Origin of the sequence: Sphingomonas sp. (genome assembly GCF_004799495.1) — a bacterium.
GTDB lineage: Bacteria > Pseudomonadota > Alphaproteobacteria > Sphingomonadales > Sphingomonadaceae > Sphingomonas.
In genome coordinates this window covers 29487-50416 of the sequence record NZ_SSMY01000010.1, presented here as the reverse complement: position 1 = coordinate 50416, position 20930 = coordinate 29487, and the positions used below count along the sequence as shown (strand labels likewise).

The window sequence follows — 20930 nt, the reverse complement described above, 5'->3', positions numbered from 1 at the left end:
CGGGAGAGAGACGATGGCAGTCGACGGGACGTACGAAACGGTCGTGAAGTCGCCGATGGGCGACCAGAAGGCGACGCTGACCGTCAAGAGCGACGGTAACAGCTGGACCGGAACGCAAGCCGGCGCGATGGGCACCGCGGAAATCACCGACGGCACGGTCGACGGCAACACGATCAAATGGTCGATGAACATCACCGTGCCGATGCCGATGACGCTGACCAACGAAGCGACGATCGACGGTGATACGATTACGGGAACGGTGACGGCGGGGGCGTTCGGCTCGTTCCCGTTGACGGGCACGCGCGTCGGCTGATCTAAATCCTCCCCGGGACGCGGAGGGGGACCATCGCAAAGCGATGGTGGAGGGGGATCGCCTCGGCCACGGTGTGTGAGGCCCGCCCCCTCCGTCGGCCTTCGGCCGCCACCTCCCCGTGAACGGGGAGGATTAGCGCTTCAGCCGCGTGACATGTCCCATCTTGCGCCCCGGCCGCGCGTCGCCCTTGCCGTACAGGTGCAGATGCGCGCCGGGTTCGGCGAGGATGCTAGCCCAACGGTCGGCGTCATGGCCGATCAGATTCTCCATCTCGACCGCCGGCGCGGTCAGCGCGGTGTCGCCAAGGGGGAGCCCGCAAATCGCGCGGATATGGTTCTCGAACTGCGAGGTCACCGCGCCCTCGATCGTCCAATGCCCCGAATTGTGCACGCGCGGCGCCATTTCGTTAAGCACCGGGCCTTGCGCCGTCGCGAAGAACTCGCACGTCAGCACGCCGACATAGTCGAGCGCGTCGGCGATCCGGCCGGTCAGCGCGGCGGCGACGCCCCATTGGCCGGCGATCTCAGCGGGCGCGGGGAGCGACGAGGTGGCGAGGATGCCGTCAGCGTGCTGGTTCCACGGCGGCGGATAGCTGACCATCGCCCCGTCAGCGCCTCGCGCGAGGATGATCGAAAATTCGTGGCTGAAATCGACGAATCCTTCGAGGATCGCGGGGCGCTGCCCGATGTCGTGCCACGCCGCTTCAGCTTCGCCTGCCGACGCGATCCGCACCTGGCCCTTGCCGTCATACCCCAACCGCAGCGTCTTGAGGATCGCGGGCGCGCCGATCTCGGCCAGTGCGGCCTGCAACTCGGCGAGGCTTGCCACGCGTCGCCACGGTGCCGTCCGCCCGCCGATTCCGTCGACGAACGCCTTCTCGCTCGCGCGGTCCTGCGCGATCGCGAGCGCGGCGGGGGCGGGGTGCACCGGCACCTTGGTCGACAGATAATCGACCGGCTCGATCGCGATATTCTCGAACTCGTAGGTCACCACGTCGCACTTCGCCGCCATTTCGTCGAGCACGATGCGGCTGTGATAATCGGCGCGCGTGAAGCTCGACGCCGATTGCGCCGCGACGCTTTCCGCATCGGGGGCGAGGATATGCGTGTGATAGCCGAGCTGCGCCGCCGCCGACGCCAGCATCCGGCCGAGCTGTCCCCCGCCCAGGATGCCGATGGTCGAGCCGGGCGGGAGCATCGTCATTCGGGGTCGGTCGCGACGCTGTCGGTCTGCTTGGCACGCCACGCCTTGAGCCGGTCGGCGAGCGCGGTGTCCGAGGTGCCCAGGATCGCCGCCGCAAGCAGCCCGGCGTTGATCGCCCCGGGCTTGCCGATCGCGAGCGTCCCCACCGGTACGCCACCGGGCATCTGGACGATCGAATAGAGGCTGTCGGCGCCCTTGAGTGCCTTCGATTCGACCGGCACGCCTAGCACCGGCAAATGCGTCATCGACGCCGCCATCCCGGGCAGATGCGCCGCGCCGCCCGCGCCCGCGATGATGACCTTCAGCCCGCGGTCCGCCGCGCTCGTCGCATAATCGTACAGCCGCTTGGGCGTGCGGTGTGCGCTGACCACCTTGGTCTCGTGCGGCACGCCGAGCTCGGTCAGCGCGTCGGCGGCGTGGCGCATCGTCTCCCAATCGGAGGTGCTGCCCATGATGATGCCGACCAGCGGTTCCATCGCGGCGCGTTAGCGGGCGGGGGGAGCAAGAGCAACTGGCGCGCGGGCGGCGGCGGCCCTACAATCGCGGGCGATGAGCGAGGAGAAACCGAACACGAAGCGCAACAACGCGCTGATCGGGCTGGCGGCGATTGTCGCGGTGGCGGGGTCGAGTGTCGCGATCGCCCGCGCGGTGCGCGCCAGGGTCGATCGCGGACGGCGCGACCGGGGGCTGTCGTTCGGGAGCGCGCGGGTTCATGGCGCGGTGCTCCATTTCGCGAAGGCGGGGCGCGGGCCGGCGCTGATCCTGCTCCACGGCTTCCCGCAGGACTGGAGCGAGTGGCGCCCGATCATGGCGCGGCTGGCGAAGCGCTTCACGGTGGTGGCGGTCGATCTGCGCGGGATCGGCCAGTCGACCGCCGGGTCGGCGCGGTACGATGCGGCGACGATGGCGGCGGACGTCCACGAACTGGCGAAGGTCCTCAAGCTCGACCGACCTTATGCGGTCGGCCACGATCTCGGCGGGATGGTCGCGCATGCCTTTGCCCGGTTGTATCCGAGCGACCTGCGCGGCGCGATGATCCTCGACGTGCCCATCCCCGGGCTCGACGGCTGGGAGGAGGCGACGAGCGGGCCGACCGCCTGGCATGTCGGTTTCCTGCAGACACCCGACCTGCCCGAAACGCTCGTCGCGGGCGGGCGGCAGGACGCGTTCCTCAGCTATTTCCTGCGGATGGGCCGGCACGACGCCGACCAGATGGCGGAAGCGCTCAAGGCCTATGCCAGCGCCGCGCAGTTTCACGCCGCGTGCGAAATGTACCGCGCCTTCCCCGCCAACGTCGCGTTCGGGCAGGAGCAGGGCGGGCTCAACGAGGTTCCGATCGTCTACGGCACCGGCGACGGCTCGCCGTTTGTGGCGCTCGCCGACCGCATCGTTGCGGCGCTCAAGGACAGCGGCTTCACCAGCGTGACGCGCGCGACCGTGCCCGATGCGGTGCACTACCTCGTCGCCGACAATCCCGAAGGCGTCGCCGCACTGATCGAACAATACGCCTGACGCGTCAGTCCGCCGTGGTCGGATCGATCACGTTGCGCACTTCGGCGACCGAATTGGCGGGGAAGCCGGCGGTTTCGGCGTGCTGCCGGATCAGGTCGGCCGACGGCGCGCGGTAGATGCAATAGATCTTGTCGTCGGTGACGTAGCTGTGGACCCACTGGATGTCGGGGCCGAGGTCGCGCAGCACGCTGCACGAGGTTTGCGACGCGCCCTTCAAATCGGCGGCGCTGGCCCCGCCGATCCCCGGCATGTCCCGTTCGATGACGAATTGCGGCATGGCTGGTCTCCTCGGCCCCAAGCATGCGCCGATGCCGCTGACTGGTCTAGGACGGAAGCGTCAGCGCTCGCTTAGATAGTAACGGTCAGTCGCGTTGAGCTGGTCGTCGAGTTCGTACACGATCGGCTGCCCGGTCGGGATTTCGAGGCCGGTAATCTCGTCATCGGGGATCCCCGAGAGATGCTTGACCAGCGCGCGGAGCGAATTGCCGTGCGCGGAGATCAGCACGCGCTGGCCGTCCTTGAGCGCGGGAGCTATGCGGCCCTCCCAATAGGGCAGCACGCGCGCGATCGTATCCTTCAGGCTTTCGGTCGCGGGGATGGCGATGCCGGCGTAGCGCCGGTCCTTCGACAAATCATATTCGCTCCCCACTTCGAGCGGCGGCGGCGGAATATCGAAACTGCGGCGCCAGATATGGACTTGCTCGTCGCCATGCTTCGCTGCGGTCTCCGCCTTGTTCAGCCCGGTCAGCCCGCCATAATGCCGCTCGTTGAGCCGCCAGTCCTTCTCGACCGGCAGCCACAGCCGTCCCATCGCCTCGAGCGCGATGTCGAGCGTCTTGATCGCCCGCGTCTGGAGCGAGGTGAAGCATTGGTCGAAATCAAGACCCTTTGCCGCCATCAGCTCGCCCGCCGCCTTCGCCTCGGCGGCGCCTTGCGCGGTCACGTCGACGTCCCACCAGCCGGTGAAGCGGTTCTCCAGGTTCCACGCCGACTGGCCGTGGCGGATCAGGACGAGCGTGGGCATCGAGGACTCCTTGCGAGCGGATCGCGCGCTCTGTAGCGATTGCGGCAACAACGGCAAACCGGGAGAGCAGCGCCATGGCGATCGTGCGGCAGACACTCGTGTACGACGGCCCCGGCGGCCCGTTCGAGGGCGTGATCGCCTATGACGACGAGGTCGAGACCGCGCGCCCCGGCGTGATGGTGATCCCCAACGTGCTGGGCGCGAAGGAATCGGACAGCGTCACCGCCGAGAACCTCGCCAAGCTCGGCTATGTCGGGTTCGTCGCGGACGTCTACGGGCAGGGCAAGCGCACGAACTTTCAGTCGGAGAACCCCGCGCAATATATGAACGAGCTCAACGCCGACCGCGGCTTGCTCCGCGATCGGCTCAAGGCATCGCTCGACGCGCTCAAGGGCTTCGCGTTCGTCGATCCGACAAGAACCGCGGTCTATGGCTATTGTTTCGGCGGCAAGTGCGCGCTCGACATCGCGCGCGCCGGGTTCGACGTGCTCGGCGTGGTCAGCTTCCACGGCGTCTACGACAAACCCGATTGGGCCAGCGTCACGCCGATCGCGGCGAAGGTGCTCGTCTGCCACGGCTGGGAAGACCCGATCGCCCCGCCCGACGTGATGGTCGCGCTGGGCAAGGAATTGAGCGAAGGGCAGGCCGACTGGCAGATTCACGCTTACGGCACCGCTGGCCATGCCTTCACCGACAAGGACCGCAAGGGGCAGCCGGCGGTCCGTCCGGGCGTGGCGTACGAAGAACGCGCGGACGGCCGGAGCTGGGAGGCGGCGAAGGATTTTCTGGGCGAATTGTTCGGGTAGCCGGATGGCCGCTCTCGTGACCAGGATTTCTGGCGTTGAAACAAGGCGATGGATCGCGCAGAAAACGCACGTGATGCGTTCGATCCACGGTAGGAGTATGCTGGCGTCATGAGTTCCCGTCGCGTCCCGCCCGCTCCGCTTCCGACCGTGTTCGTTTCGCGTCGCCGCACGCTGGCGATGCTGTCCTCGTCCGCCTTGCTCGCCGCGTGTGGCGATGGGAGTGGCTCAACCGGGACGTCGCCACCACCGCCACCACCGCCGCCCCCTCCGCCCCCGCCGGTATCGGGGCCCGCCTGGTTCAGTTACGGGCACGATGCGCAGCACACCGCGGTGAGCGCGATCGCGACGCAGGATCTGGGGCGGATCAGCTGGACGTCGGCGATGGACCTCGCGCCGCAATATACCGCGAGCGGCAGTCTGCTTACGCACTATGGCTCGCCGCTCGTGACGATCAACAATACCGTCGTGATCCCGGTCAAGACGACCGCCGCCGGGGCGTATCGCGTCGAAGGCCGCAACGGTTCGACCGGGGCGCTCATCTGGTTGGCGACCACCGACTACGCCATACCGCCGCACAACTGGATACCGCCGTACAATCTGCTGCTCACGCCGCAGGGCCGTCTGTATGCGCCGGGCGCCGGGGGCAAGTTGCTGATGCGCGCCGACGGGGACTCGGCCAGCGGGACATTCGCGGCGCAAGTCTTCTTTGGCACCGCCGCGTACAACGCGAACCCCGCGGCATTCGACGGCAGCGTGTTCATCAACACGCCGCTGACGTCCGATGCCAATGGCAACATCTTCTTCGGCTTCCAGGTCACCGGGGCGAACCCGGCCGGGCTGGTGAGCGGGATCGCGCGGGTCGCGTCCGACGGCACGGGGACCTGGGTCGGTGCCGCGGCGGCAGCCGGCGATGCCGCTATCCAGAAGCCCGCGATGAATTGCGCGCCCGCGATTTCGGCCGACGGCGCCACGGTCTATATCGCGGTGAACACCAATGTCGTCGCCGGTGTCACGCAGCGGGGCTATCTGCTCGCGCTCAACAGCACGACGCTCGCCACGCGCGCAAAGGTCGCGCTGACCGACCCGAACCTGCACACCGACGCGCGGGTCAGCGACGACGGCACCGCGGCGCCGGTCGTCGGGTCGGACGGGCGCGTGTTCTACGGCGTGCTCGAAGGCACGTTCCCCACGCACAACGCGCGCGGCTGGTTGCTGCAATTCGATGCGCTGCTCAATCCCGTGGGCGTGCCGGGCAGCTTCGGCTGGGACGTGTCGCCCAGCGTGATCCCCGCCTCGATGGTGCCGTCCTATACCGGATCGTCGACCTACCTATTGGTGGTGAAGTACAATAATTATAACGGGGTCGGGACGGGCGACGGGCTGAACCGCCTCGCCGTGCTCGACCCGAAGGCGAGCCAGGCCGACCCGATCGTGCCGAGCGTGTCGGTGATGCGCGAAGTGCTCACGATCCTCGGGCCGACGCTCGACGCGGGCTCGGCCACGGCGCGGCGCGAGTGGTGCATCAACACGATGGCGGCGGACCCGGCGCGCAAATCGATCCTCGCCAACAACGAGGACGGCGTGCTCTACCGCTGGGACCTGACGAACAACACGCTGTCGCAGAACATCCGGCTCAATGCCGGACTGGGGCAGGCGTACACGCCGACGGCGGTCGGCGCCGACGGCGCGGTGTACGCGATCAGCAACGCGACGCTGTATTCGATCCGCGCGTAGCGCTCATCGGCGAAACGGATTGCCGAACCGCGCGTCGGTCGTCAGCGTGCGGTCGCTGAGCGTCATCAGGAAGGCGACAAGCGCCGCCCGATCCGCCGCGCCGAGGTTCAGGCGCCGCGGTTCGCGGCCTTGCCGCAAGCGGTCGTCGAGCGCCGGGCCCGCCTGGACGCGATGGTCGTAGAAATCGACGACTTGCGCCAGCGTCGTGAAACGGCCGTCGTGCATGTACGGCCCCGTCAGCCCGACGTTGCGCAGTGATGGCGCCTTGAACAAGCGAGTCTCGCCGGCGTCCAGGCCGTTGCTTCGCGCGTTCGCCGCCAAGGCGAAGGTCGGCGGCAGATGGCACGACGAGCAGCCCGCGCCGCCCTGCGCGACGCCCGTCATGAACAGGTGACGGCCGCGATTTTCCTGCGGGCTGAAGTTCGGCAGGTCGACGTCCAGCGCGCGGTTCGGCGCATCGGGCGAAAAGACCCGGGCATAGCCCGTGTCCCACCGGCTCGAACTGGAGATCAACGACCGCACGAACTGGGCGAGCGCCTGCTGGACACGCGCTTCGGTGATCGTGCGGCTGCCGAACGCCCAGGCGAACAGGTCGGGATAATAGTCCGTCGCGTCCATTTTCCGGATCAGCGCGTCGAAGCCGTGCACGGGCCCGCCCCAGCCCATTTCGACCAGGCTGTGGAGCGGGTGGCTCGCCTGCGCCTCCGCGTTGGCCGCGCGCCGGTTCCAGAAGGTGGTGCCGGGCCGCCAATAGCGCAGATTGCCGAGCCGCATCGCGTGAAAGTCGGTGGTGGCGGCGGTGCTGATCCCGTTGCTGAAGCGCATCGGATCGGTAAAGCCGAATGCCTGCTGATGGCACGACGCGCAGGACACCCGATTGTTGGTGCTTAGCCGCAAATCGTAGAACAGGACGCGGCCGAGCGTCGCTACCCGGTCGTTGACGGCGTTGGAAGCCGGGCTGTTGTCGAGCGCCTTCACCGTCCGGTCGAAATAGGCGGGGAGCGTCGGCGCGGCGTAATTGGCGACGTTCGCGAAATCGATCGTGGTGACCTTGGCGACGCCCGCGGGGGTGGCCGATCGCGGGGTGTTGCCGCCGCCGCACGCCGCCAACGCCAGGGTCAAGGCGCTCGCGACCAGCCCTGCAGTGCCCGCCAAGCGCATCTTCATCCCTTTGCCCGCGGTTCGACGTCAGACCGCGTCGATCACCTCTTCGACCGTCTCGAGCATCGCCGCCGCCAGCTTCTTGCTGCGCTCGGGCGACCAGCCGAATTCGGCGTCGGGGTTCGGGTCGTGGTCCTTGAACGGCATCTCCAGCGTCATCGCGACCGCGCCATAGCGTTCGGCGAGCTGGTTGGTCGACATCGTCAGGTTCGCCTTGCCCGGTGCCGATTTGTCATAGCCCTGCTCGGTCTGGAACTCCGGCGTGCGCGCCGCCAGGCGCCGGCCGAAATCGTAGAATTTCTCGCCCAGCTCGTCGGTCCAGCTCGGGATGCCTTCGAATCCTGCGAGGAAATTGGCGGGGATCGCCTCGTCGCCGTGGACGTCCATCGCCAGCTTGACCCCGGTTTCGTCCATCGCATCGCGGACCAGCTTCACCTCGGGAGACTTCTCCATCGACGGCTCGTGCCATTCGCGATTGAGGTTGATGCCCGCGGCGTTGGTGCGCAGATGCCCGCGGAACGTGCCGTCTGGGTTCATGTTGGGGACGACGTAGAACGTGCACTTGGCCTTGAGCGCGTCCGCCGCCGGGCTGGTCAGCCATTCTAGCGCGCCCTCCATCCACCATTCGGCCATGCTCTCGCCGGGGTGCTGGCGCGCGTAGAGCCAGACCGGCTTGGGGCCGCTGCCGATCGTCAGCATGTCGATCGCGCGGCCGTCGAGGCTGTGGCCGAGCTCGCGGTGTTCAACCCCGAGCATCGCGGCGTATTTCGCGATCAGCGCTTCGTGCTGCTCCATCGTGTAGGGCGCGAAATAGGCGAAGTACACGACCGCCGCGTCGCTCTGCCAATCGAATTCGAGCACGCCGTCGGCGTAGCGCGTCTCGATCTGCCGCCACGCGATTCGGTCGGTCGAGGCGCGCGTCTTGTACCCCGGCCAGCCGAACGGATAGGCCGACCCGCCGGCGTTGAGAATGCGGAAGGTCAGCTTTCGCCCGGCGGCGTTGGCCAGCCGGAACGAGAACCATTGGTAGAAATCCGAATCCTTATCCTTGACGATCTCAAGGTCGATTCGGTCGCCGTCGATGGCGATCAGCTCAATGTTGCCGCCGTCGAAGGCGGACGTGATGGCGATGTCGGTCATTTCACCGTGATAGTGCGTCCCGATTCGCCGGGGAACCCCGTGAACAGCGCTTTGGCGAGCTTTGCCTCGATCGCGCCGGGAACACCGGTGCCCGCGCGCCAGATCGCGCGGGTCTGCGCGCGGCCTTCCCACACGCCCAGGTCGCCCGCGCGGCGATTGATCCGCACCGACAGCGTCGCCTGGGTATCCTCGCGCAACTCGCCCTTGCCGATCGGGATGCCGCCGCTCACGCCGCCCTCGACCCCGCCGCCGCGCCCGTAGCTGCCGCCACCGACGCCGAGGCCCAGCGTGACCGGTGCCGGTCCGCGCACCGTCCGCGTGTCGCGCTTAAAGCCGATCCGCGCGACGAAGGTGCCATCGCCCGGCGCGACCACGGTGTAGCCCTGCGCGGCCAGCTGGCCGGCGACGACGCGCACATAGCCCTGGAACTCGGGGCCATCGGGAACGCCGGGCTCGGGCACGATGCCGATCGTGCCGCGCTCGACCGCGTCGGCGCGGAAACGAGTCACTTCGGTCGGAAAGTTCGGCGGCGCGGTCGCGCACCCGGTCATCGCCAACGCCAGTACCAATACAGCTTTACGCATCACCGTTTCCTCTTCACCGCGTTCCTGCAACGCACCGCCGCCGAGTCCGTTTCGTGGGCGCGGCGGGTTGACTTCGCGAGGCCCCCACTATAGGCGCGCCGCTTCCGAATTCACCGATAATCGAAGCAAAGCGAACGAGATCATGAAGATCCGCAATTCACTGAAGTCGCTCAAGGACCGTCACCGGGATAACCGCGTGATCCGCCGCCGCGGCCGCACGTACGTCATCAACAAGACCAATCGCCGCTTCAAGGCCCGTCAGGGCTGAGGCGCGAGGATTAGCAACGCTAGTCCGTTAGACGCCGAAGCCCGGCCGGCGGCGCTACAAGCGCCGTCCGACGACACGGGATTTATTCCCGTGTCGGCTAAGCTCTTCTCGAAATGAGCAAGCCCAATTCCGTCATTTTCGACGTCGGGCGTGTCCTGTTCGATTGGAACCTCAGGTTCCTGTACGAGCGTCTCATCCCCGAGGGTGAGGCGCTCGATGCTTTCCTGCGCGACGTCGTCACGCCCGAATGGCATTTCCAGCACGACGCCGGGCGCCCCTTTGCCGAGACATCGGCCGAGCTGGCCGCGCGATACCCGAAATACGCGGCGGAGATCGCCGCACTCCATCCGCGCTTCAACGAGACGATCGGACCGGCGATGCCCGGCATGACCGAATTGGTCGGCGAGTTGGATGCCGCGGGCGTGCCGCTCTACGCGATCACCAATTTCTCGGGCGAATTTTGGCCGCCGTTCCGCGCGCGCGAGGCCGCGTTCTTCGCGCCGTTCCGCGACATCGTCGTGTCGGGCGACGAGAAACTGGTGAAGCCCGATGCGGCGATCTACCGCCTCGCGCTGAAGCGTTTCGGGTTGCAGCCGGAAGAAGCGGTGTTCGTCGACGACAATGCGGCGAACGTCCGGAGCGCGAAGGCACTGGGCATTCACGCGTTGCTGTTCGAGAACGCCCAGGCTCTCCGCCATCAGTTGCGCGAGCTGCATCTGCTTGACTGACGGCGAAAGCGTGTGTACACAGTGTACACGAGGAGCCGTTCGATGAAGATGTCCGTCCGCGAAGCGCGCGCCCAGTTCGCCATGGCTTTGGCCGCGGTCGAGAACGGAGAGAGCGTCACGATCACCAAGAATGGCAAAGCCGTTGCGGAGCTTAACCCGCCCAAGAAGAAGGGCGGGATTAACTGGGAAAAGTTGGCGGAGGTGCGGAAGGAATTCGGCTGGGAGAACGCGACCGTCGAATTCGATCCGGCCTTCGACGATCCGGCCGTCAGTCGAAAGCTGCTTGGGCTCGATCCTTGAGGCTGCTCCTCGATACGCATTTTGCTTATTGGGTGACAATGCGCGACGGTTCCCTGACCGCGCGCGAGACCGAGCTGCTCAGCGATGATGCAACGGACGTCTCGGCTTCCGCGATTTCGCTGTGGGAGCTGCGGATCAAGTGGAATCTGTTCCACGTATCCGGCGATCGCAAGGGACCAGCCGACCCGGCACAGGTGCTGACGGCATTGTCGCGCATCGACATCCCGGTCATCGCATTATCGCCCGAGCACGCGGCCGCGTCATTGAACACGCCGATGGGCCATCGCGATCCGTTTGATGAGTTGTTGCTCATCCAGGCACAGGAGATGGACGGCCGCTTGCTGACCCGCGATGCCAAGCTCGCCAACCACCCCCTCGCGCTTCAGCTGTAGCCCTTCAACTCGTCCCCAAGGATGCGCACCACATGGAGCACGTTGGTCGACCCCGGCGTCTTGAACGGCACGCCCGCCATCACGATCACGCGGTCGCCCGCGGCGGCGAGCTTGTGGCGCAGCACCATGCGCTTGGCCTTGGCGACCATGTCCTCGAACGAATCGACGTCGCGTGTGTGGACGGCGTAGGCACCCCATAACAGCCCGGAGCGGCGCGCGGTGTCCATTCGTGGGGTGAGAACGAGCAGCGGCACGCCGGGCCGCTCGCGCGCGATGCGCCGCGCGGTCGAGCCCGAACTGGTGAAGCACACGATCGCCGCGGCATCGACCGTCACCGCGATGTTCTTGGCGGCTTCGGATAGTGCGTCGGCGGTGGTCGGGTCGGAGCGGACGACGGTGAAGTGGATGCGGTCGCCGTGCATCGGGTCGCTTTCGACCGCCTCGCCGATCGCGTTCATCATCGCGACCGATTCGATCGGCCATTTGCCCGCGGCGGATTCGGCCGAGAGCATGATCGCGTCGGCGCCGTCGTAGATCGCGGTCGCCACGTCGGAGACTTCGGCGCGGGTGGGCGAGGGGCTTTCGATCATCGATTCGAGCATCTGCGTCGCGACGACCACCGGCTTGCCTTGACGCCGGGCGGTTTCGACGATGCGCTTCTGCAAGGGCGGCACGGTCTGCGGCGGGAGTTCGACGCCCAGATCGCCGCGCGCGACCATCACGCCGTCGCACGCCTCGACGATCTCCTCGAGCCGGTCGATCGCCGCCGGTTTCTCGATCTTGGCGAGCAACGCCGCCTTGCCGCCGATCAGCTTGCGCGCCTCGGCCAGATCTTCCGGGCGCTGGACGAACGACAGCGCGATCCAGTCGACCCCCTGATCGACCGCGAACGCCAGGTCGCTGCGGTCCTTTTCGGTCAGCGCCGCCATCGGCACGACCACGTCGGGGACGTTGAGCCCCTTGTTGTTGGAGAGCGGCCCGCCGACTTCCACATTGGTCACGATGCGCTTGTCGTCATGCTCGATCACGCGCAGCACCAGCTTGCCGTCGTCGAGCAGCAGCCGTGCGCCCGATTCCATCGCCGCGAAAATCTCGCGGTGCGGGAGTTCGACGCGAGTCGCGTCGCCCGGCGTCTTGTCGCGGTCGAGCGTGAAGGTGGAATCGGTGACGAGCTCGACCTTGCCGCCCGCGAACTTGCCGACGCGCAGCTTGGGGCCTTGCAGGTCGGCAAGGATCGTCGTCGGGCGGTTGTACTTCTTCTCGAGGCTGCGGATCGCCTCGATCACCGCGACCTTCGACGCTTGGTCGCCGTGGCTCATGTTGACGCGGAACGCATCGGCGCCCGCTTCGTATAGCCTGGCGATCATCTCGGGCGTGTTGCTCGCCGGGCCAAGCGTCGCGAGGACGCGCACCTTGCGGGAGCGCGGAGCTATGGCCTTGGTCATGCATTCCTCTTGCTTGTGCGCGTCCGGCTCTAGCCCCTATCTCCCGGCGATCAACCTTGGAGCATTCGTATGGATAGCCTCGACACGATCGACGACGCGGTCGCCGCAGCCGCCTTCCGCCGGCTGGTGCACCACCTGCGCCACCGCGAGGACGCACAGAATATCGACCTGATGGGGCTGGCCGGGTTCTGCCGCAACTGCCTGTCCGATTGGGTGAGCGAGGCGGGCGGTCTGTCCAAGGCCGAGGCGCGCGAAGCTATCTACGGCGAGCCATATGATGCGTGGAAAGCGCGCCAGCCCGCGGCGACGGCCGACCAATTGCGGCGAATGGAGGAAAGCGTCACGAAGAATGCGGGGTGACGAATCGGGCGCGTTCGGGCATCGCGCGCGCTTCAATCGATTCAACCCAAGGGACACACCATGAGCGACGTGATCGCCGCCGACCAGCTTCGCCTGTTCATCGAACGCATCGAGCGGCTGGAGGAAGAGAAGAAGGCCATCGCCGACGACATCCGCGACGTTTATGCCGAGTCGAAGTCTAACGGTTACGACACCAAGACGATGCGCGCGATCGTGCGGCTGCGGAAGATGGAGAAGCACCACCGCGACGAGGCCGAGGCGCTGCTCGACACCTACAAAGCCGCGCTGGGCCTCGCCTGATTATCCTTCCGTTCGTGTCGAGCGAGGTCGAGACACGTCGCTTCGGCGTTCGGGCGAGGTTCTCGACTTTGCTCGAACCGAACGGATAAGTGAATGATGACCGCTACCCACCCCTATGACGCGATCGTCCTCGGCGCGGGTGCGGCGGGGATGATGGCGGCGGCGGTCGCGGGGCAGAACGGGTCCCGCGTGCTGCTCGCCGATCACGCCGACGAGCCGGGCAAGAAGATCCTGATTTCGGGCGGCGGGCGGTGCAACTTCACCAACGTCCACACCGCGCCCGACCGCTTCCTGTCGGCCAACCCGCATTTCGCGCGATCGGCGCTGGCGCGGTACACGCCGGGCGATTTCATCGCGCTGGTCGACGGCTATCGCATCCCGTGGCACGAGAAGACGCTGGGGCAATTGTTCTGCGACGGGTCGGCGCGCCAGATCGTGACGATGCTGCGCAACGAATGCGCGGGCGGCGGGGTGGATTGGTCGCTCGGCGAAGCGGTCGAGGCGATCGATCATGCCGATGGGCAGTTCCGCGTGAAGATCGGCCGCCAGACAGCGATCGCGCCCAAGCTGGTGATCGCGACCGGCGGCCCGTCGATCCCGCAAATGGGGGCGACGGGGTTCGCGTATGATGTCGCGCGGCAATTCGGGCTCAAGGTGGTCGAGCCACGCCCGGCGCTTGTTCCTCTGACGCTGGGGGGCGACGAGACGCTCTTTCGTGAGCTGTCCGGGGTATCGACCGAGGTCGTGGCGAGTGCGGGCAAGGGGCGGTTCCGCGAGGCGGCGCTGTTCACGCATCGTGGCTTGTCCGGCCCGGCGATCCTGCAGGCGTCGTCCTATTGGCGGCACGGCGAGCCGGTCGCGATCGACTTCCTGCCCGACCGCCGCGACGGCTGGCTCACCGCCGAGAAACGCGCGCGCCCCCGCGCCACGTTGCGCTCGGCGATTGGGCAGGCACTCCCAGCGCGTCTGGCCGAAGCACTTGCTGAGAAGATCGCGCTCGACGGCAACCTCGCCGACCTGCCCGACAAGGCGCTCGCCGAGGCCGAGGCGCGGCTAGCGTCCTGGCCGTTCCACCCCAACGGCACCGAGGGCTTCATGAAGGCGGAAGTCACGATCGGTGGCATCGCGACCGACGCGCTGTCGCAAACGACGTTCGAGGCGAAGGCGGTGCCCGGGCTCCATTTCATCGGCGAGGCGGTCGATGTGACCGGCTGGCTCGGCGGGTATAATTTCCAATGGGCCTGGGCCAGCGCCGTGGCCTGCGGCAAGGCGCTTTGACGCGTTAGCTGCCCCGGTTTACAGACCCCGCCAAACGCCAACGAGGACCCAATGGCCGGCCATTCTAAATTCAAGAACATCATGTACCGCAAGGGCGCGCAGGACAAAAAGCGCTCCAACCTGTTTTCCAAGCTCAGCCGTGAAATCACCGTCGCGGCGAAGATGGGCTTGCCCGACCCGGACATGAACCCGCGCCTGCGCGCCGCGGTCAACGCCGCCAAGGCGCAGTCGATGCCCAAGGACAATATCCAGCGCTCGATCGACAAGGCGTCGAAGGGCGACGGCGATACCTATGAGGAGATCCGCTACGAGGCGTTCGGCCCGGGCGGGGTGAGCCTCATCGTCGAGACGCTGACCGACAACCGCAACCGCACCGTCACCAACGTGCGCACCGCGATTTCGAAGAACGGCGGCAATCTCGGCGCGCCCGGCTCCGTCAGCCACGGTTTCGACCGGATGGGACTGATCACTTACCCGGCCAGCGCGGGGGATGCCGACACGGTGTTCGAAGCGGCGCTGGAGGCCGGCGCCGAGGACGTGTCGTCGAGCGAGGACGGCCACGAAATCTGGACCGACCAGGGGAGCTTGCACGAAGTCGCCAAGGCGCTCGAGCCGGTGCTCGGCGAGGCCGAGGGCGCGAAGCTCGCCTGGCGCCCGCAGACGATGGTCGAGGTCGACGAGAAGGACGCCGGGACTTTGTTCAAGCTGATCGATGCGCTCGACGACGACGACGACGTCCAGACCGTGTGGGGCAATTACGAAGTGTCGGACGCGGTGATGGAGAAATTGGGTTGATAAACTTTCCCTCTCCCGTCGGGAGAGGGAGGGAGGCGCGTAGCGCCGGAAGGGTGAGGGCAGATTGCTGCTTCCTGCCCTCACCCTTCCCGCTCGCTGCGCGAGCGGGCCCCTTCCCTCTCCCAAAGGGAGAGGGAATTTGATTATCCTCGGCCTCGACCCCGGGCTCGGCACGACCGGCTGGGGGCTGATCCGCGCCGAGGGCAACCGGCTGTCGCACGTCGCCAACGGGCAATTGAAGACCGACGCGAAGGAGAGCCTCGCGCGCCGCCTCTCACACCTCGACTCCATGCTCGCCGCGCTGATCGCCGACCACGCGCCCGATGCCGCGGCGGTCGAGGAAGTGTTCGTCAACATGAACCCGCAATCGACGCTCAAGCTGGGGCAGGCGCGGGGCGTCGTGCTGCTTGGCGTCGCGCGCGCGGGGATCGAGCCGGGCGAATATGCCGCGCGGATGGTCAAGAAAGCGGTGGTCGGGGTGGGGAGCGCCGAGAAGCCGCAAGTCCACGCGATGGTCGCACGGTTGCTGCCGGGTGCGAAGATCGCCGGCGCCGATGCGGCGGACGCGCTCGCGGTCGCGATCTGCCATGCGCATCACGTGGCGTCGGCGCGGCGGCTGGGCTGAGCGAGGTCTTTCCTACACGAGGTGTTCCTGTTAGGTTCCGTACTATGCGTGCTCAATCTTCCCGGTCCGTGCGGCACTGCCAGGTGGCGTGCACCGGCGCGTTCGGCGCGACCCCCATGGTCACTGCGAACATTGGGAACATTCGCGCGTGATCGCAGCTTGATCGCCCACCTCAAAGGCCGCCTCGAAGCGACCGGCATCGACCATGCGGTGATCGATGTCGGCGGGGTCGGCTATCTGGTCGGCGCATCGGCCAAGACGCTCGCGGCGATCGGGCCGGTGGGGGAGGCGGCGACTTTGTTCACCGAGATGCTGGTGGCGGAGGATTCGATCCGGCTGGTCGGCTTCGCGCGGCCCGACGAGCGCGACTGGTTCCGCTTGCTGACGGGCGTGCAGGGCGTCGGCGCGCGCGTCGCGCTGGCGATCCTGTCGGTGCTCGAACCGGTCGACCTGGCGCGCGCGATCGCGGCCCAGGACAAGGCGATGATCGGCCGCGCGAACGGCGTCGGGCCGAAGCTCGCCGAGCGCATCGTGCGCGAATTGAAGGACAAGGCCGGCGGCGTGATCCCGGGCGGCGTCACGCCGGTGTCGGCGGCGAGCGGCGCGGCGTCGGACGCGGTCTCGGCGCTGCTCAACCTCGGGTTCCGACCGGCCGAGGCGAACGCCGCGGTGGGTGCGGCGGAAGAGGAGCTTGGCGCGGGCGCGGGGCTCGATGCGCTGGTGCGGCTGGCGTTGCGGAAGGCGGCGAAGTGAAGGCTTTGTTCGCCCTGCCGCTCGCGCTGGCCGCGTTCGGCCTGCCAGCGCAACCGGCCCCCGCGCAGAACATGTTCCCGCCCCAGATCCAGGAAATCTGGTGGCCCGACCTGATCGACGACGAGCCCGTCTTGTGGCGACCCGGCGGGCAGGCTGGGTTCAAGAGCCGCATCCGCCTGTCGATCTCGGGTATCAACCTCACCCGCGCGCTGATCCGGATCGACGAAACGGAGAGCGGCGCGGGGATCGGTCGGGTCGTGGTTGTGCGGCGCGCCCGCGTCTGGCCACGCAGCACGGATCTGATCGCCAATGTCGATCGTGAGTTCCGTGTGTCGGCGAAGGACATGGCGCTGCTCCACGACCGCATCGCGCAGGCGAAACTGTGGACGATCGGGCCGGAGGAGCATTGGGTTTTCACGAACCCTAACGACATCTGCATCGACGGCGAGCAAATGGTGTTCGAGCGCCGCGACGCGTCCGGCTACCGTTTTTCCGAAGCCAATGCGCAATGCACCGCGCCGCCGGCGGTGCGCGATGTCGCGCGGGCGATCATCGAATTGTCGGGCGAACGGCGCCCGTTGGGGCTGCTGCAATGAGCGGCAGCCGCACCGCCACCTGCCAATGCGGCCAGCTCGCGGTCGCGTGCACCGGCGACCCGGTGCGCGTGTCGGTGTGCCATTGCCTCGATTGCCAACGGCGCTCGGGCAGCTCGTTCGCCGCGCAGGCGCGCTTCCCGGTCGAGAACGTAACCATCACCGGCGACGCGAAATACTGGACGCGGTTCGGCGACGAGGGCGGGCAGGGCGACATGTATTTCTGCCCGACCTGCGGGTCGAACGTCTTCTACCGCTTGCCCGCGCAGCCCGACCTCGTCGCGGTCGCGATCGGCGCGTTCGCCGACCCGAGCTTCCGCGCGCCCGATTATTCGGTCTACGAAAACCGCAAGCACGCCTGGGTTAAGATCGTCGGCGAGGGGATCGACCGCTTCTGATGACCGACGACGACCGCCTCCTCACCCCCGCGCGCCGTGCCGACGACGCCGATGCCGCGCTGCGCCCCAAGACGCTCGACGAGTTTGTCGGGCAGAAGGCGGCGCGGGAGAATCTGCGCGTGTTCATCGCCGCCGCGAAGGCGCGCGGGGATGCGCTCGACCATGTGCTGTTCTTCGGGCCGCCGGGGCTGGGCAAGACGACGCTCGCGCAGATCGTCGCGCGCGAGATGGGGGTGGGGTTCCGCGCGACCTCCGGCCCGGTGATCGCCAAGTCGGGCGACCTCGCCGCGCTGCTGACCAATCTCGAGGATGGCGACGTGCTGTTCATCGACGAGATCCACCGGCTCCAGCCTGCGGTCGAGGAAGTGCTCTATCCGGCGATGGAGGATCGCGCGCTCGACCTGATGATCGGCGAAGGACCGTCGGCGCGGTCGGTGCGGATCGACTTGCCGCGCTTCACTTTGGTCGGCGCGACGACGCGGCAGGGATTGCTGACGACGCCGCTACGCGACCGCTTCGGCATCCCGGTGCGGCTCAGTTTCTACACCGTCGACGAGCTCGAGCGCGTCGTCACCCGCGCGGCGACCTTGCTCGACCTGCATGTCGCCCCCGATGGCGCGCAGGAGATCGCGCGGCGCGCGCGGGGGACGCCGCGGATCGCCGGACGGCTGCTGCGGCGGGTGCGCGATTTCGCCAATGTCGCGGGGCACGAAACGGTCGATGCGCCGACCGCCGACGCCGCGCTCAACCGGCTGGAGGTCGATCATCTCGGGCTTGACGCGATGGACCGGCGATACCTGACGATGATCGCCGACATCTATCGCGGCGGCCCGGTCGGGGTGGAGACGCTGGCGGCGGGGCTATCCGAACCGCGCGACACGATCGAGGAAGTGATCGAGCCGTATATGATCCAGCTCGGGCTGGTCGCCCGCACGGCGCGCGGGCGCTGCCTCAACGCGAGCGGGTGGAAGCACCTCGGCCTCAACCCGCCGGCGGGCAGCCAGGACGGCCTGTTCGATCAGCCGCCGATCAAATAGACCGCGAGCCCCGCGGTCCCGCCGAACAGGAACGCGATCAGGATCCCCAGAATACCCGACACGAACCCGCCCTGGCGACGCTTGGCGAAGGTCGCGCGCTGGCCCGGCTTGCCGAGTTTTAGTTCGACGAACCCGGCGAGCGCCCCGCCGAGCGCGGTCAGCACCAGCGTCACCAGCGCGCCGATCGGATGCCCGACGACCGTCGCCAGGATCACCGGGATGATCACCGCGAGCGGCGCCGCCATCAGCAGCGCGGCGGAGAGCTTGGCGGTATCGACCGTTTCCTTGTGGACCGGGGCGACGGTGATCAAATCGGGCGCATCCTCCGCCGAGACGGTCAGCCAGGCTAGGCTCCCCGCGAGCTGCGTCGCGACCAGCACGCTGGCGAAAGCGAGCGCGGGCGCGAACATCCGCCCGCCGCCCTGCAACGCGCCCAGCACGATCGGCGCCATATAGACCAGCCGCAGGATCATCTGGAACAACAGCGCCGGGTCGCGCGCGAGCAGCCGCCATTCCTTCGCCAACACCGGCCGGAACAGCCCGGCATGGAACAGCCGCGCGGTCGCCTTGCCCGTCGGTTTCGACCGCGACAGCGTCATCGTCGCGTCCTGATACCCGCTCAGGAACAGCCGCCGCAGCACCATCCCGGCGCCGGCGAACAGGACGATGCCGATCGCCAGCATGACGGCGAGCGACAACGGGTCGCCGAACGCGGCGTGTCCCGGGACGCCGCTCCACCCGGTATAGCCCAGCCCGCGCTCGTGGAATTCGCGGAAGGTCCGCTCGATCGACGATTCGCGGCCATGCGGGGCGCGGTTCAATTGCGAGATCAGGAAGATCGCGCCGCCCAGTATCGCAGCGGAGACTTGCCCAACCGTCCGCGCCGCGCGCGGGCCGGCAAGCTTCGCCAGCACCAGCGTGATCGCGATCCCGACCGTCGACGCGGCCATCGCGAGCGCCGCGAGCACGCCGACCACGCCGAGCAACCCCGGATGCCCGAGCAGCGCCACCGGGAGTGCCAGCGGCAGGATCAGGAAAGCGTAGGTCAGCACGATCGCACCCGCGATCCCGGCGAGCTTGGCGAGCAACACCGTGCGCCCGTCGATCGGCGCGGTGAACATCAGGTCGAGGTCGCGGCGCTCGTACAGCGTCTGCTGGCTGCCCAGGATCGCCTGTGTCGTCATGAACGACAGCATCACGACCGCCGCGGCCAGCACCCCGGTCCCGGCCCAGGCGGTGAAGCGTATCGGCACGTCCATCACGCTCCACGCGACGAAGCATCCGCCGGCGAGCCACAGCACGCCCAGCACGAGCCCAAACCACGCCGCGCGGCCCTTGCTGCGCCCGCGCCACGCCAGCTGCAGCTCGTGCCGCGCCAGCCACGCGAAACTGCCCGGAGCCGCCAGCGCGGTCATGCGCCGCTCGTCAGGCGAATGAAGGTGTCCTCCAGCGTCATGCCCTCGGTCCCCGCGCGGTCGCGCAGTTCGTCGAGCGTGCCTTCGGCGAGCAACTTGCCGCCGCCGATGATGCCGATCCGGTCGGCCATCCGCTCGGCGACCTCGAGGATGTGCGTGGTGACGATCACCGTCTTGCCGCGCGCGACCTGTTCGCGCAGCGCATCCTTCACCGCGCGGGCCATCGCCGCGTCGAGCCCGGTCAGCGGCTCGTCGAGGATGAGGAGCTTGGGGTCGTGGATCAATGCGGCAGCCAGCGCGACCTTCTGCTTCATGCCCCTCGAAAAGCCCTCGCAGCGCATGTCGCGCTCGTCCCACAGGTCTAGCCAGTGGAGCAGCCGTTCGGCTTCCTCCGCCGCGACGTGCGGGTCCATCCGCCACAGCCCGGCGACGAACGCGAGATATTCGAGCGGGCTGAGCTTGTCGTACAGCATCGGCTCGTCGGGCAGCCACGCGGTGATCGCCTTGGCGGCGAGCGGGTCGGCGCGCGCATCGATGCCGTAAATCTCGATGCTGCCGGCGTCAGGGCGAGTCAGCCCGACCGCCATGCGCAACGTCGTCGTCTTGCCCGCACCATTGGGGCCGAGCAGCGCATAGAGCTGGCCGGCCGCGATCTCGAGATCGAGGCCGGTGATGACTGGTTTGTCGAACGCCTTGGAAAGGCCGCAAATCCTGAGCGCAGAGGTCATGCGCAGTGTCTTAGTCGCCCGTTACGCCTCGTCCAGTG

The 20930-nt window shown here is 67.6% G+C and carries 27 protein-coding genes; 17 read left to right on the top strand and 10 right to left on the bottom strand.

Going from position 1 to position 20930, the window contains the following annotated elements; all coding sequences use genetic code 11:
- The first annotated feature begins 13 nt into the window (after positions 1 to 13).
- On the top strand, positions 14 to 313 hold the full coding sequence (locus tag E7773_RS10955; RefSeq protein WP_293991097.1) for a hypothetical protein: 300 nt from the start codon (positions 14 to 16) through the stop codon (positions 311 to 313).
- A 132-nt stretch (positions 314 to 445) separates the two neighbouring features.
- On the opposite strand, the gene E7773_RS10950 is transcribed toward E7773_RS10955, so the two are convergent.
- Together E7773_RS10950 and purE are read right to left on the bottom strand one after the other, a co-directional pair.
- A complete protein-coding gene (locus tag E7773_RS10950) occupies positions 446 to 1516 on the bottom strand; it encodes a 5-(carboxyamino)imidazole ribonucleotide synthase (RefSeq protein ID WP_293991095.1) in 1071 nt (356 codons plus the stop codon).
- Positions 1513 to 1992 carry a 5-(carboxyamino)imidazole ribonucleotide mutase gene (gene purE / locus E7773_RS10945; RefSeq protein WP_293991093.1) on the bottom strand — a complete coding sequence of 160 codons (480 nt, stop codon included), beginning with the start codon at positions 1990 to 1992 and terminating at the stop codon, positions 1513 to 1515. The genes E7773_RS10950 and purE overlap by 4 nt, the downstream gene beginning before the upstream one ends.
- Positions 1993 to 2065: 73 nt before the next feature.
- Here purE and E7773_RS10940 point away from each other — a divergent pair, with 73 nt between their 5' ends.
- Positions 2066 to 3028 carry an alpha/beta hydrolase gene (locus E7773_RS10940; protein WP_293991091.1) on the top strand — a complete coding sequence of 321 codons (963 nt, stop codon included), beginning with the start codon at positions 2066 to 2068 and terminating at the stop codon, positions 3026 to 3028.
- A 4-nt stretch (positions 3029 to 3032) separates the two neighbouring features.
- Here E7773_RS10940 and E7773_RS10935 read toward each other — a convergent pair whose 3' ends face one another.
- Together E7773_RS10935 and gpmA are read right to left on the bottom strand one after the other, a co-directional pair.
- Positions 3033 to 3305, bottom strand: coding sequence for a DUF4242 domain-containing protein (locus E7773_RS10935; RefSeq protein WP_293991089.1), 273 nt, complete (start codon positions 3303 to 3305; stop codon positions 3033 to 3035).
- A 60-nt stretch (positions 3306 to 3365) separates the two neighbouring features.
- Positions 3366 to 4052 carry a 2,3-diphosphoglycerate-dependent phosphoglycerate mutase gene (gene gpmA, locus E7773_RS10930; RefSeq protein WP_293991087.1) on the bottom strand — a complete coding sequence of 229 codons (687 nt, stop codon included), beginning with the start codon at positions 4050 to 4052 and terminating at the stop codon, positions 3366 to 3368.
- 74 nt (positions 4053 to 4126) lie between these two features.
- Between gpmA and E7773_RS10925 the strand changes: the two genes are divergently transcribed.
- Together E7773_RS10925 and E7773_RS10920 are read left to right on the top strand one after the other, a co-directional pair.
- The gene (locus E7773_RS10925) at positions 4127 to 4858 is read left to right on the top strand and encodes a dienelactone hydrolase family protein (RefSeq protein ID WP_293991085.1); all 732 of its coding nucleotides are present in this window, start codon (positions 4127 to 4129) and stop codon (positions 4856 to 4858) included.
- 108 nt (positions 4859 to 4966) lie between these two features.
- Entirely contained in the window at positions 4967 to 6592 is a 1626-nt protein-coding gene (locus tag E7773_RS10920) for a hypothetical protein (protein WP_293991083.1), read from the top strand.
- 3 nt (positions 6593 to 6595) lie between these two features.
- Here the strand turns inward: E7773_RS10920 and E7773_RS10915 are convergent, their stop codons facing one another.
- The 3 genes from E7773_RS10915 to E7773_RS10905 are packed head-to-tail and all read right to left on the bottom strand — an operon-like array spanning position 6596 to position 9477.
- A complete protein-coding gene (locus E7773_RS10915; RefSeq protein ID WP_293991081.1) occupies positions 6596 to 7759 on the bottom strand; it encodes a cytochrome c peroxidase in 1164 nt (387 codons plus the stop codon).
- Positions 7760 to 7780: 21 nt separating this feature from the next.
- Positions 7781 to 8893 carry a M14-type cytosolic carboxypeptidase gene (locus E7773_RS10910; RefSeq protein ID WP_293991079.1) on the bottom strand — a complete coding sequence of 371 codons (1113 nt, stop codon included), beginning with the start codon at positions 8891 to 8893 and terminating at the stop codon, positions 7781 to 7783.
- Complete coding sequence (locus E7773_RS10905; RefSeq protein WP_293991077.1) at positions 8890 to 9477, bottom strand: hypothetical protein; 588 nt, start codon at positions 9475 to 9477, stop codon at positions 8890 to 8892. The genes E7773_RS10910 and E7773_RS10905 overlap by 4 nt, the downstream gene beginning before the upstream one ends.
- 142 nt (positions 9478 to 9619) lie before the next feature.
- On the opposite strand from E7773_RS10905, the gene ykgO reads away from it, so the two are divergent.
- The 4 genes from ykgO to E7773_RS10885 all read left to right on the top strand — a co-directional run bounded on the left by ykgO (position 9620) and on the right by E7773_RS10885 (position 11165).
- The gene (ykgO, locus tag E7773_RS10900) at positions 9620 to 9745 is read left to right on the top strand and encodes a type B 50S ribosomal protein L36 (RefSeq protein ID WP_003046794.1); all 126 of its coding nucleotides are present in this window, start codon (positions 9620 to 9622) and stop codon (positions 9743 to 9745) included.
- Between the two features lie 113 nt (positions 9746 to 9858).
- On the top strand, positions 9859 to 10473 hold the full coding sequence (locus E7773_RS10895; protein ID WP_293991075.1) for an HAD family phosphatase: 615 nt from the start codon (positions 9859 to 9861) through the stop codon (positions 10471 to 10473).
- Between the two features lie 42 nt (positions 10474 to 10515).
- Positions 10516 to 10773: a type II toxin-antitoxin system prevent-host-death family antitoxin gene (locus tag E7773_RS10890; protein WP_293991073.1), complete on the top strand. Its 258-nt coding sequence runs from the start codon at positions 10516 to 10518 to the stop codon at positions 10771 to 10773.
- Entirely contained in the window at positions 10770 to 11165 is a 396-nt protein-coding gene (locus E7773_RS10885) for a type II toxin-antitoxin system VapC family toxin (protein ID WP_363130286.1), read from the top strand. Before E7773_RS10890 ends, E7773_RS10885 begins: the two co-directional genes overlap by 4 nt.
- On the opposite strand, the gene pyk is transcribed toward E7773_RS10885, so the two are convergent.
- Positions 11156 to 12610, bottom strand: coding sequence for a pyruvate kinase (gene pyk, locus E7773_RS10880; protein WP_293991069.1), 1455 nt, complete (start codon positions 12608 to 12610; stop codon positions 11156 to 11158). The genes E7773_RS10885 and pyk overlap by 10 nt on opposite strands.
- A 69-nt stretch (positions 12611 to 12679) precedes the next feature.
- On the opposite strand from pyk, the gene E7773_RS10875 reads away from it, so the two are divergent.
- The 9 genes from E7773_RS10875 to ruvB all read left to right on the top strand — a co-directional run bounded on the left by E7773_RS10875 (position 12680) and on the right by ruvB (position 18749).
- A complete protein-coding gene (locus E7773_RS10875; protein WP_293991066.1) occupies positions 12680 to 12970 on the top strand; it encodes a DUF1244 domain-containing protein in 291 nt (96 codons plus the stop codon).
- 60 nt (positions 12971 to 13030) lie between these two features.
- Positions 13031 to 13270: a DUF2312 domain-containing protein gene (locus E7773_RS10870; protein ID WP_293991064.1), complete on the top strand. Its 240-nt coding sequence runs from the start codon at positions 13031 to 13033 to the stop codon at positions 13268 to 13270.
- A 96-nt stretch (positions 13271 to 13366) separates the two neighbouring features.
- Positions 13367 to 14548: an NAD(P)/FAD-dependent oxidoreductase gene (locus E7773_RS10865; RefSeq protein WP_293991220.1), complete on the top strand. Its 1182-nt coding sequence runs from the start codon at positions 13367 to 13369 to the stop codon at positions 14546 to 14548.
- Between the two features lie 51 nt (positions 14549 to 14599).
- Positions 14600 to 15343 carry a YebC/PmpR family DNA-binding transcriptional regulator gene (locus E7773_RS10860; RefSeq protein ID WP_293991062.1) on the top strand — a complete coding sequence of 248 codons (744 nt, stop codon included), beginning with the start codon at positions 14600 to 14602 and terminating at the stop codon, positions 15341 to 15343.
- 139 nt (positions 15344 to 15482) lie between these two features.
- The gene (ruvC, locus tag E7773_RS10855) at positions 15483 to 15968 is read left to right on the top strand and encodes a crossover junction endodeoxyribonuclease RuvC (RefSeq protein ID WP_293991060.1); all 486 of its coding nucleotides are present in this window, start codon (positions 15483 to 15485) and stop codon (positions 15966 to 15968) included.
- Positions 15969 to 16127: 159 nt separating this feature from the next.
- On the top strand, positions 16128 to 16721 hold the full coding sequence (gene ruvA, locus E7773_RS10850) for a Holliday junction branch migration protein RuvA (protein ID WP_293991058.1): 594 nt from the start codon (positions 16128 to 16130) through the stop codon (positions 16719 to 16721).
- On the top strand, positions 16718 to 17317 hold the full coding sequence (locus E7773_RS10845) for a hypothetical protein (RefSeq protein ID WP_293991056.1): 600 nt from the start codon (positions 16718 to 16720) through the stop codon (positions 17315 to 17317). The genes ruvA and E7773_RS10845 overlap by 4 nt, the downstream gene beginning before the upstream one ends.
- Positions 17314 to 17712 (top strand): GFA family protein, encoded by a 399-nt coding sequence (locus E7773_RS10840; protein WP_293991054.1) that lies wholly within the window; start codon positions 17314 to 17316, stop codon positions 17710 to 17712. Before E7773_RS10845 ends, E7773_RS10840 begins: the two co-directional genes overlap by 4 nt.
- The gene (gene ruvB / locus E7773_RS10835) at positions 17712 to 18749 is read left to right on the top strand and encodes a Holliday junction branch migration DNA helicase RuvB (RefSeq protein WP_293991052.1); all 1038 of its coding nucleotides are present in this window, start codon (positions 17712 to 17714) and stop codon (positions 18747 to 18749) included. The genes E7773_RS10840 and ruvB overlap by 1 nt, the downstream gene beginning before the upstream one ends.
- Here ruvB and E7773_RS10830 read toward each other — a convergent pair.
- Together E7773_RS10830 and E7773_RS10825 are read right to left on the bottom strand one after the other, a co-directional pair.
- A complete protein-coding gene (locus tag E7773_RS10830) occupies positions 18731 to 20164 on the bottom strand; it encodes a hypothetical protein (protein WP_293991050.1) in 1434 nt (477 codons plus the stop codon). The two genes, ruvB and E7773_RS10830, sit on opposite strands and share 19 nt — an antisense overlap.
- Positions 20161 to 20892, bottom strand: coding sequence for an ABC transporter ATP-binding protein (locus E7773_RS10825; protein WP_293991048.1), 732 nt, complete (start codon positions 20890 to 20892; stop codon positions 20161 to 20163). The genes E7773_RS10830 and E7773_RS10825 overlap by 4 nt, the downstream gene beginning before the upstream one ends.
- Positions 20893 to 20930 lie beyond the last annotated feature (38 nt).

Bases quoted from the DNA above. Each gene is read 5' to 3' on its own strand.
- E7773_RS10825 (WP_293991048.1), bottom strand. From the start codon at position 20,892: ATGACCTCTGCGCTCAGGATTTGCGGCCTTTCCAAGGCGTTCGACAAA.
- gpmA (WP_293991087.1), bottom strand. From the start codon at position 4,052: ATGCCCACGCTCGTCCTGATCCGCCACGGCCAGTCGGCGTGGAACCTG.
- E7773_RS10895 (WP_293991075.1), top strand. From the start codon at position 9,859: ATGAGCAAGCCCAATTCCGTCATTTTCGACGTCGGGCGTGTCCTGTTC.
- E7773_RS10860 (WP_293991062.1), top strand. From the start codon at position 14,600: ATGGCCGGCCATTCTAAATTCAAGAACATCATGTACCGCAAGGGCGCG.
- E7773_RS10920 (WP_293991083.1), top strand. From the start codon at position 4,967: ATGAGTTCCCGTCGCGTCCCGCCCGCTCCGCTTCCGACCGTGTTCGTT.
- E7773_RS10840 (WP_293991054.1), top strand. From the start codon at position 17,314: ATGAGCGGCAGCCGCACCGCCACCTGCCAATGCGGCCAGCTCGCGGTC.
- ruvB (WP_293991052.1), top strand. From the start codon at position 17,712: ATGACCGACGACGACCGCCTCCTCACCCCCGCGCGCCGTGCCGACGAC.
- E7773_RS10950 (WP_293991095.1), bottom strand. From the start codon at position 1,516: ATGACGATGCTCCCGCCCGGCTCGACCATCGGCATCCTGGGCGGGGGA.
- pyk (WP_293991069.1), bottom strand. From the start codon at position 12,610: ATGACCAAGGCCATAGCTCCGCGCTCCCGCAAGGTGCGCGTCCTCGCG.
- ykgO (WP_003046794.1), top strand. From the start codon at position 9,620: ATGAAGATCCGCAATTCACTGAAGTCGCTCAAGGACCGTCACCGGGAT.
- E7773_RS10870 (WP_293991064.1), top strand. From the start codon at position 13,031: ATGAGCGACGTGATCGCCGCCGACCAGCTTCGCCTGTTCATCGAACGC.
- E7773_RS10925 (WP_293991085.1), top strand. From the start codon at position 4,127: ATGGCGATCGTGCGGCAGACACTCGTGTACGACGGCCCCGGCGGCCCG.
- E7773_RS10955 (WP_293991097.1), top strand. From the start codon at position 14: ATGGCAGTCGACGGGACGTACGAAACGGTCGTGAAGTCGCCGATGGGC.
- E7773_RS10935 (WP_293991089.1), bottom strand. From the start codon at position 3,305: ATGCCGCAATTCGTCATCGAACGGGACATGCCGGGGATCGGCGGGGCC.
- E7773_RS10905 (WP_293991077.1), bottom strand. From the start codon at position 9,477: ATGCGTAAAGCTGTATTGGTACTGGCGTTGGCGATGACCGGGTGCGCG.
- E7773_RS10940 (WP_293991091.1), top strand. From the start codon at position 2,066: ATGAGCGAGGAGAAACCGAACACGAAGCGCAACAACGCGCTGATCGGG.
- E7773_RS10915 (WP_293991081.1), bottom strand. From the start codon at position 7,759: ATGAAGATGCGCTTGGCGGGCACTGCAGGGCTGGTCGCGAGCGCCTTG.
- E7773_RS10875 (WP_293991066.1), top strand. From the start codon at position 12,680: ATGGATAGCCTCGACACGATCGACGACGCGGTCGCCGCAGCCGCCTTC.
- E7773_RS10830 (WP_293991050.1), bottom strand. From the start codon at position 20,164: ATGACCGCGCTGGCGGCTCCGGGCAGTTTCGCGTGGCTGGCGCGGCAC.
- E7773_RS10910 (WP_293991079.1), bottom strand. From the start codon at position 8,893: ATGACCGACATCGCCATCACGTCCGCCTTCGACGGCGGCAACATTGAG.
- E7773_RS10890 (WP_293991073.1), top strand. From the start codon at position 10,516: ATGAAGATGTCCGTCCGCGAAGCGCGCGCCCAGTTCGCCATGGCTTTG.
- purE (WP_293991093.1), bottom strand. From the start codon at position 1,992: ATGGAACCGCTGGTCGGCATCATCATGGGCAGCACCTCCGATTGGGAG.
- E7773_RS10865 (WP_293991220.1), top strand. From the start codon at position 13,367: ATGACCGCTACCCACCCCTATGACGCGATCGTCCTCGGCGCGGGTGCG.